Below are 8,020 nucleotides of genomic sequence, written 5' to 3' on the forward strand. Positions count from 1 at the left end.
TGGAACTGTTTTAGATTCTCAAAGAAGCCCCACCCTGTGGGCGGGGAGATTCACTTTTCTATATCGTTGAAAGATTCCTTTTTATACAACGAGTTTGGTATTCTGCCAACAGGAGAGGTGTGGAGCGGCACTCAAATTGTGGTACAAGAACCTTTGGAAATCGAAGCATACCAGAAAGGCGACGATAAAGCTCACATCGGGACTTTAGTGGAGCAGGTCTCCCCGGATAAGAACGTGAACTGTCGCTGCACAACCGCAGCATTTACCCTGTCTCCTGAATCCGGGGCTTCGTTATGTTGTGCTAACTCGCCCGGAGACCGGGCCTTGTATGCTGTTTCTGTTCGTCGGCTCATAGCTTTGCACTCCGGCTTCCTTCGGACGGTTCCTCGCGGTTCCGCACTTGCCTTCGGCTAATATTTCTGTTATGTCTCACGACATTACAGGATTCACATACAGGGGGAGGGGGCCTTGCACCCCATAAGTTCACGCCCGTGCCGGGCGTACACAATCACTCCAGCGGATGGCTCACAGCCACCACTGATTTTGGTTGTTGGACAGAATATTGCGTAAAAGATAATAGAGGAATGACTTGGTAAACTGGCAATACTTCCAGCCATCGGACTTCGAGTACGACTTTGAAAGTGATAAACTTGCTGATCATGGGATCACATTCAAGGAAGCAGTCGAATGCTTCTTTTCAGATTTTGAAGTCAGGCGAAACAAAACGTCTCGACCGAAGGGAGATATCTTACGAAAACGATCTAATAGCGGCAATTACCGGCATGATAGTAAGCATTAAATAAAAAAAGAAAGGAATTTAAGAGATGGAGATTCAATTAGAAACTGTTGCTTACGAAGCAAAGGACATGGTAGCCAGGATCACGATAAATAGACCGGACGCAAAAAACAGTTTAAACATGCAATTGATGAAAGATCTGTGCATCGCCCTGGAGGAGGCGGAGAAAGACCCCGGGGTGGGAGTAGTAGTGATTACGGGAAGCGGTGATAAGTTTTTCTGTCCCGGCCTTGATCTGAATTGGGCAAAGTCCCTCTTCAACAATACCCATGATGTCTGGGTTATGAACAATCAATATGCCCGTATAATTTATAATATAAGATACATTGGAAAGCCCGTTATTACCAGGATAAACGGGATAACCGCCGGTGGGGGCTGTGAGATTCTTATTGCCAGCGACCTTTCCATCGCTGCCGAACATGCCAGGTTCCAGCAGGGTGAAGGGGGAGTAGGGGCGGTAGCCACCTATGCAACCCAGTCGCTCACCCCCATCATAGGCGACAGGAGGACAAGATGGTTTCTGTTCACCGATGAGGTCATAGATGCGAAGACCGCCCTCGAATACGGCCTGATCAATAAAGTGGTCCCCTATGAATATCTGGACAGAGAAGTGGACAATCTCTGCCAGACTCTCCTGAGTAAAGCCCCATGGTCTCTGAGGTTCACCAAAGATCAGATTAATGTATGGTTTGATATGGTTTCTCATACCCTGCGCCAGGGGAACGACTTCTGGAGCTTACAGTCAACAACCCCTGAACCCCTTGAGGGTATCGGTTCCTTTCTGGAAAAGAGAACTCCAGAACATATTAAGTTAAGGGAAAAAACGGCAAAAGGTCAATCCCATACCTTTCTCTGGGGACCTCCCACAAAAACATGCCCGAAGTGCAAGACGAAACATCTGCCTGAAGAATTCTTCTTCTGTGGCAAGTGTGGGGCCAGGGTAGAATAATCGGTAAGCGTTCAGCTTATATCAACAGGTTTTCAGTAAAAAAACAGCAGATGCGTAAAAGAATCCCTCAGGCAAAACTTCAGAGATTAGACGACATCCTCCAGACGACCCTGAAAAGGCGAAAAATCTTCCTGGATCTTGAAGATAAACGTCTCCTTCCCATATGGAATAAAGCTGTGGGGCTACAGATCGCGGCCCAGACCCGCCCTGGTAAATTGAAGGGAGAAACCCTTTTCGTCAAGGTCTCCTCCTCCGTATGGATGCAGCAGCTTCATTTCCTGAAAGAGGAGATCATCGAAAAAATCAACCAATCGTTGGGAAAAGCAGTAATAAAGAATATCTACTTCTTCCTCGGTGAGATTTCCTTACCGTCACTGAAAGGGGAAGAACGCATGTCCTTTCCCTCCCTGTCACACGTCTTAAAAGATAGAGACAGGAGACTGATTGAAAAAAGTACTGCTTCTATACCGGATCAGGAGCTGAGGGAGATAATGAAAAGGGTGATGACCAAAGAGATCAGTCGGCGGAGGTTCATGGAAAAGCAGAAACATCCTTAAAAAGGCAGCTCATTGCCTCTGAATACCGGCCATTTTCTTCATAGATGACGAGAGGCGGCAGTATCTCCAGTTCTTCTCCCGCCCCCTTTATCCCCTCCACGAGGATGAATTCCCCTTTCGAGAAGCAGTTTGCATGCACCAGCCGCAATTTTTTGGGCTCCAGACGGTTTGTCCTCATCTGAAAGAGGAGTTCCACCATCCTAATGGCCGGGTATATCGTGTACACACGCCCCGATTCTTTTAAGACGTACCCTGCCGCCCTCAAAAAATCATTGAGGGAACCTTTGATCTCGTGTCTGGCCACAGCCTTCTGGTAATCGGGATTGATTCTGCCGGAATTGAGCCCTCTATAGGGGGGATTGAAAATCACCACATCGAAGGACTGGGAAGCGAAAAAGGTCTCGATCTCCCTGATGTCTCCCTGGCGAATACTGACCTTATCCTCCAGGTTGTTCATCCCCACGCTTCGTCTGGCCATGTCAACCAGTTCTTCCTGGATTTCAACGCCAACTATTTTCCCATATTCCCATCGCCCCCATTGCCTGGCCAGGATCAAGGAGATAATTCCGCTGCCGGCCCCCATGTCGAGGACATGTTCTCTCTCTTTCAAACAGACAAAATGGGCTAAGAGAAGGGCATCGAGGGAAAAACGGTATCCCTTTTCTTTCTGAATTATCTTGAGCTGCCCCCCGAGGATCCCATCTACAGTCTCCCCTTTTAAGGGTGTGAGGGGGCTACCCTTAAGTCTGTCTCCCGCAACATTCTGGCGGGTCGGCCTTATCGTAATGCTTTCTTCCATGGGAATCAATCAGCTTCAGGCGCTTCCTGTTTTGCGGCATCAGTTGAAAAGACAGATAAATATACCGCTTGCCGGTTTGGGTGCAAACCAGGTGGACTTTGGAGGCATGATTCCGCCCGCATCCACGACATCCATCAGTTGGGCCATGGTTATTGGATACAGAGAAAATGCGATGGTAAATTCGCCTGAATCCACAAGCCTTTCTAATTCCTCGCATCCCCTTATACCGCCAACGAATTCAATTCTGCCGTCTATTCTCGCATCATGAATCCCCAGTATAGGTCCCAGGAGATGGTTTTGCAGGATGGAAACATCGGTGTTCCTGACGGGATTATTCCCGTCATAAAGATTGTCTCTCAGTGTCAGCTTGTACCACTTTCTGCCCAGATACATCCCGAATTCACCTGGCCGTCCCGGTGATTTCTCTCTAAAGTCACCAGTTATCATGAACTTTTCACCGATTTTATGGAAAAATTCTCTCCCGTCCGGGAAGGCCGGTATATCTTTAACGACCCGATTATACTCCCATATTTTAAGCTGATCATGGGGAAACAGAACAGCCATGATATAGTTATACGCTTCATCGCCTCTGTTGCCTGGATTTTGTTCTCTTCTCATTTTTCCCACCGCGGCGGCGGCGGCGGCACGATGGTGACCATCGGCAATGTAGAGTGTATCAATCTTTGCAAATTCATTTGCCACGGTCTTAATCTCTTTTTCATCCTTTATAACCCAGACCGTGTGAGAAACACCATCATCAGCGGTAAAATCGTATTCAGGTTGATCCATAACAACTTTTTCGACAATACGATCAATGGAATCCTGGCACCTGTAAGTTACAAATACCGGTCCTGTCTGGGCATTAACGGCGGTAATATGTCTGATGCGATCTATTTCCTTATCGGTTCTCGTCAGTTCATGTTTTTTGAGCTGGCCTGATTCGTATTCAGCGACACTGATACCACCAGCAATGCCATACTGCTCATGGCTGGCCATTCTCTGACGATAAACGTAAAAACAGGCCTTTTTCTCCTGAAACAGGATGCCTTCCTGCATAAGACGATTCAGATTCAGCCTCGCCATCTCGTAAACATTGTCAGTACCGATACCTGAGCAGGATAAGGCCTCGATCTCCGATTTTTCCACGCGTAAAAAGCTCAAGGGATTGCCGGCGGTGATTTTTCTGGCCTCTTCTGTGGTTACCACATCATAAGGACAGGAGGCTACCGCCTTTACGTATTGCCTCTGCGGCCTGAGTGCCTTAAAGGGAACAACAACAGCCATAAAAATTTCCTCTTGCCAAATTCTTACCATATTGACATATTGAAATCAATCCCAAAGGCAATGATGGAGAGGAAACAGTGTCTTCAATACTCATACGACGTTCATGAAACTGCCGGAACGGCTAAGAAAGGAGCTACGATGGATCGTGTGTTTATCCACGGACTCGAAAGTAGCAGCCAGGGGACAAAAGGGTCATTTTTCAGAAAGAAATATCCCGAGATGATCATTGAAGATTTTGTCGGCCCCCTCGAGCAGAGAATGGCAAAGCTGAACAAAATCCTTGCCGACAAAACAGATCTGATACTGGTTGGCTCCAGTTATGGGGGGACGATGGCCACCATTTATGCCTGCAACAATGAAAAGAAGGTCAAAAAACTCATCCTTCTGGCACCGGCCCTTAACCTTACGGAATTTAAACCTTACCTGAGCAACAGGTTGGTTATCCCTGTTATGGTTTACCACGGCTTACATGACGATGTGGTTCCCCCGGGGCCTGTTCAGGATATTGCCCGGATGCTCTTTGCAAACCTCACATTCCATACAGTGGAGGATGACCATTTCCTCCAGAAAATATTCAATACCCTGGACTGGGATGACCTGTTGTGTCTTTGATGTAACATCTTCTATTTGCGACATTGCGGGAGAATATAGCAAAAGCATGGACAATAAGGCGATACAAAAAACAAGAAACCTTCCTGTTTTGCCAAACGTCCTGAGGATGGTGGCCTGGGAGGTAACGCGAAGCTGTAATCTTGCCTGTGTCCACTGTCGGGCTTCGTCCCGGTCCGGTTCCTACCCAGGGGAGTTCGCCACCGACCAATGTACGAGGCTTCTCGATGAAATTGCCGCCTTCAGCAAACCGGTGATCATCCTGACCGGTGGGGAACCACTTCTCCGGGAGGACATTTTTGAGATAGTTGCCTATGGAAATCGAAAAGGGCTGCGGATGGTCATGGCGACCAACGGGACCCTGGTCACTGGAGAGATTGCCGGCAAGATGCGGCAGGCAGGTATCAAGAGGGTTAGTGTCAGTATTGACGGCCTGGACGCAAAAAGCCACGATACCTTTCGCGGGGTAGACGGCGCCTTTTCCGGGGCAATGGCAGGTATTCTCGCCATGAAAAAAGCGGGCATAGAATTCCAGCTCAACACCACCGTAACCCGTGCCAATCTCGATCAGATCCAGGGTATCCTCGATCTGGCCATCAGGCTGGGTGCGGCGGCCCATCACATCTTTCTTCTCGTCCCCACAGGCCGGGGGAGAGAGATGGCCAACCAGGGGTTATCTCCCCTCGATTACGAAAAGACCCTGAACTGGTTTTACGAAGAGAGCCTCCTCTGTCCGATTCAACTGAAGGCCACCTGTGCACCCCACTATTTTCGGATCCTCCACCAGAGAAAAGGAAAAATAAAGGGAGAATCAAAAGAAACAAACGGCGCCCTCCACGCCATGACGCGGGGTTGTCTGGGGGGAAGCTCTTTCTGTTTTATCTCCCATACCGGGCAGGCACAGCCCTGCGGCTACCTTGAGATTGACTGCGGCCAGGTCAGGGAAAAGGCATTTAGAGACATCTGGGAAAACTCCCCCATATTTCACAATTTACGGGATTTGCATCAATATAAGGGGAAATGCGGCCGGTGCGAATTCATAAGAGTATGCGGTGGTTGCCGCGCCCGGGCCTACGAAGCTACAGAAGATTACCTGGCCGGGGAACCCCTGTGTATTTATGAACCTATCAGCAGGTAGGGGCGGTTCGTGAACCGTCCCTACTGTGTTAGTTACATCCCTTCCTGATACCGGGTTTTCCTTACCTCAGTATTGCCTCGGCCTCTTCTCTATAGGCGTCCATCACATACGGTATGCCGGATACCTTAGCTGCCTCCTCCGTAATGGCCATAACATCCTTGCGAGAGATAGTACCGATACGGAAATTTCGACTGCCAGCCATTAACTGCTGCAATCCGATTTTTAGTTTCTGGATATAACTATAGATACCTATGGCACCTAAGGGGATCTCTTTCATTGTATTACTTCCATATTTTTCGGCCAGCTCTTCATAGCAGACAAATATCTCCTCTACCTTCGTGCCGTATTCACCGACGGTTTTTGGTAGGTCATTGTTCTTTATCCATTCCGCAATGTTCTTACCCACCATACCGGGGATCATCAGGGCCCGTCCCATACATACCGCCTTGATATAGGGCGCTCCCATCGCCAGAGCCTTAAAGATATGGTCTTCTGCAGAAAATCCACCCGCCATAGCAATATCGGGGACCCGCATGCCCTTTGCTGCAAGCTTCTCACAGAATTCATAGGTCAGGGACTGAAGGTAAAAGGTAGGTATCCCCCACTCCTCCATCATCCTCCAGGGACTCATCCCTGTCCCGCCACCGGCGCCATCAATCGTAAGAAGGTCTATCCTGGCCAGGGAACTATATTTGAGGGCCATCGCCAGCTCCCGCATGGAATAGGCACCGGTCTTCAATGTAACCCTTGCAAAACCCAGTTTTCGCAGCCGCTCCACCTCGGAGAAAAAGCCCTCCTCACTCACAAAGCCGAGACGGGAATGTCTTTCAAATTCCTTGATCGCACCGGCCCTGAATGCTTCCTGTGAGGCCTTCAACGAAGGATCGGGAGTAACAATGTAACCCCGCCTCTGTAGTTCAAGGGCACGGTCAAGGCTGTTCACTTTTATCTCGCCACCGATACACTTGGCGCCCTGTCCCCATTTTAATTCTATCGTCTTCAGGCCGTGTTTTTTGCTTACATACTCGGCAACACCCAGTCTGGTATCTTCTACATTCATCTGGACCAACAGTTCTCCATAACCCTCATAGAAGCGCCGGTAGACTTCAATCCGCCGGTCCATATCGGGGGCATTCTTTATCTTACCTTTAGCATCTAACTTAAGGGCAGGATCAATGCCGCATACATTTTCGCCACACACCAGGGTTATACCGGAAATCGCCGCTCCCACAGCGAAGTGTTCCCAGTTCTTCCTCGCTATTTCGGTTGACCCCAGGGCTCCCGTAAAAATAGGCGCCCGCATCTTAACCTTGATGTCCCAGCCGTATTCGGTTTCTGTGTTAACGGCAGGGAAGATAGCGGTATCGGGATTGCCCGAGACGCCTTCGGGCAGTCCCCTTGCCCCCACGGCATATCCCTGGATATTCAAGTGGGAATAGTCTACGGGATAGTTCTTATCCGCCCCTGCCGTGATCTCACCGAAGGGGCCGGGGTAGATCAGTTCTCTCCCCCGGAATGTGGCCTTAAATACCTCGCAATTACCTCTGCAACCGTCAATACACCGGGAACAGATTCCAGAGCCAGGAACTACACTTCGGGAACGATTGGATGTCCTGGTAGCATCATTCGCATTTGGTTGTTGTAAGTTCATAAAAATCTCCTTTCTTTCTCCATTAAAGTAAAAAAGGTGTCCATCCCTTGATAGACACCTTTGTCATCTCTTCTGATACAATACTTCGTCGTATTATATCGCTTCGTTTGTACCCTTACCGGAATACGTCCCGGAAATGTCGTATTCTCTATGTCCTGAGTCCCTCTGGTCTTAGCCACCGCTTAACCCTACAACGTAATATATAAATATTTAATGTTGTAATCATTTATGTTCTTT

At 48.8% G+C, this 8,020-nt stretch carries 8 protein-coding genes; 5 read left to right on the forward strand and 3 right to left on the reverse strand.

The annotated features are described in order from the left end of the window. The 3 genes from QMD03_09545 to QMD03_09555 all read left to right on the forward strand — a co-directional run. Positions 1-414, forward strand: a 414-nt coding sequence (locus QMD03_09545; GenBank protein MDI6777454.1) for a hypothetical protein, incomplete at its 5' end; no start/stop codon positions are given. A 410-nt stretch (positions 415-824) separates the two neighbouring features. Continuing rightward, complete coding sequence (locus tag QMD03_09550; GenBank protein MDI6777455.1) at positions 825-1,745, forward strand: enoyl-CoA hydratase/isomerase family protein; 921 nt, start codon at positions 825-827, stop codon at positions 1,743-1,745. 50 nt (positions 1,746-1,795) lie between these two features. Further along, positions 1,796-2,302: a DUF721 domain-containing protein gene (locus tag QMD03_09555; GenBank protein ID MDI6777456.1), complete on the forward strand. Its 507-nt coding sequence runs from the start codon at positions 1,796-1,798 to the stop codon at positions 2,300-2,302. Here the strand turns inward: QMD03_09555 and QMD03_09560 are convergent. After that, positions 2,277-3,101, reverse strand: coding sequence for a tRNA1(Val) (adenine(37)-N6)-methyltransferase (locus tag QMD03_09560; protein ID MDI6777457.1), 825 nt, complete (start codon positions 3,099-3,101; stop codon positions 2,277-2,279). The two genes, QMD03_09555 and QMD03_09560, sit on opposite strands and share 26 nt — an antisense overlap. A gap of 39 nt (positions 3,102-3,140) precedes the next feature. Beyond that, complete coding sequence (locus tag QMD03_09565; protein ID MDI6777458.1) at positions 3,141-4,385, reverse strand: DUF1015 family protein; 1,245 nt, start codon at positions 4,383-4,385, stop codon at positions 3,141-3,143. A 138-nt stretch (positions 4,386-4,523) separates the two neighbouring features. Here QMD03_09565 and QMD03_09570 point away from each other — a divergent pair, with 138 nt between their 5' ends. Further along, the gene (locus tag QMD03_09570; protein MDI6777459.1) at positions 4,524-4,997 is read left to right on the forward strand and encodes an alpha/beta fold hydrolase; all 474 of its coding nucleotides are present in this window, start codon (positions 4,524-4,526) and stop codon (positions 4,995-4,997) included. 46 nt (positions 4,998-5,043) lie between these two features. After that, positions 5,044-6,132 carry a heme b synthase gene (gene ahbD / locus QMD03_09575; GenBank protein ID MDI6777460.1) on the forward strand — a complete coding sequence of 363 codons (1,089 nt, stop codon included), beginning with the start codon at positions 5,044-5,046 and terminating at the stop codon, positions 6,130-6,132. Positions 6,133-6,193: 61 nt separating this feature from the next. Here the strand turns inward: ahbD and QMD03_09580 are convergent, their stop codons facing one another. After that, positions 6,194-7,783, reverse strand: coding sequence for an FMN-binding glutamate synthase family protein (locus QMD03_09580; protein ID MDI6777461.1), 1,590 nt, complete (start codon positions 7,781-7,783; stop codon positions 6,194-6,196). Between the last annotated feature and the right edge of the window lie 237 nt (positions 7,784-8,020).

The organism is Syntrophales bacterium (genome assembly GCA_030018935.1).
Taxonomy (GTDB): domain Bacteria; phylum Desulfobacterota; class Syntrophia; order Syntrophales; family CG2-30-49-12; genus CG2-30-49-12.

Excerpts from the sequence above, each read along its gene's own strand:
- QMD03_09550 (MDI6777455.1), top strand. The coding sequence starts at position 825 with ATGGAGATTCAATTAGAAACTGTTGCTTACGAAGCAAAGGACATGGTA.
- QMD03_09555 (MDI6777456.1), top strand. The coding sequence starts at position 1,796 with ATGCGTAAAAGAATCCCTCAGGCAAAACTTCAGAGATTAGACGACATC.
- QMD03_09560 (MDI6777457.1), bottom strand. The coding sequence starts at position 3,101 with ATGGAAGAAAGCATTACGATAAGGCCGACCCGCCAGAATGTTGCGGGA.
- QMD03_09565 (MDI6777458.1), bottom strand. The coding sequence starts at position 4,385 with ATGGCTGTTGTTGTTCCCTTTAAGGCACTCAGGCCGCAGAGGCAATAC.
- QMD03_09570 (MDI6777459.1), top strand. The coding sequence starts at position 4,524 with ATGGATCGTGTGTTTATCCACGGACTCGAAAGTAGCAGCCAGGGGACA.
- ahbD (MDI6777460.1), top strand. The coding sequence starts at position 5,044 with ATGGACAATAAGGCGATACAAAAAACAAGAAACCTTCCTGTTTTGCCA.
- QMD03_09580 (MDI6777461.1), bottom strand. The coding sequence starts at position 7,783 with ATGAACTTACAACAACCAAATGCGAATGATGCTACCAGGACATCCAAT.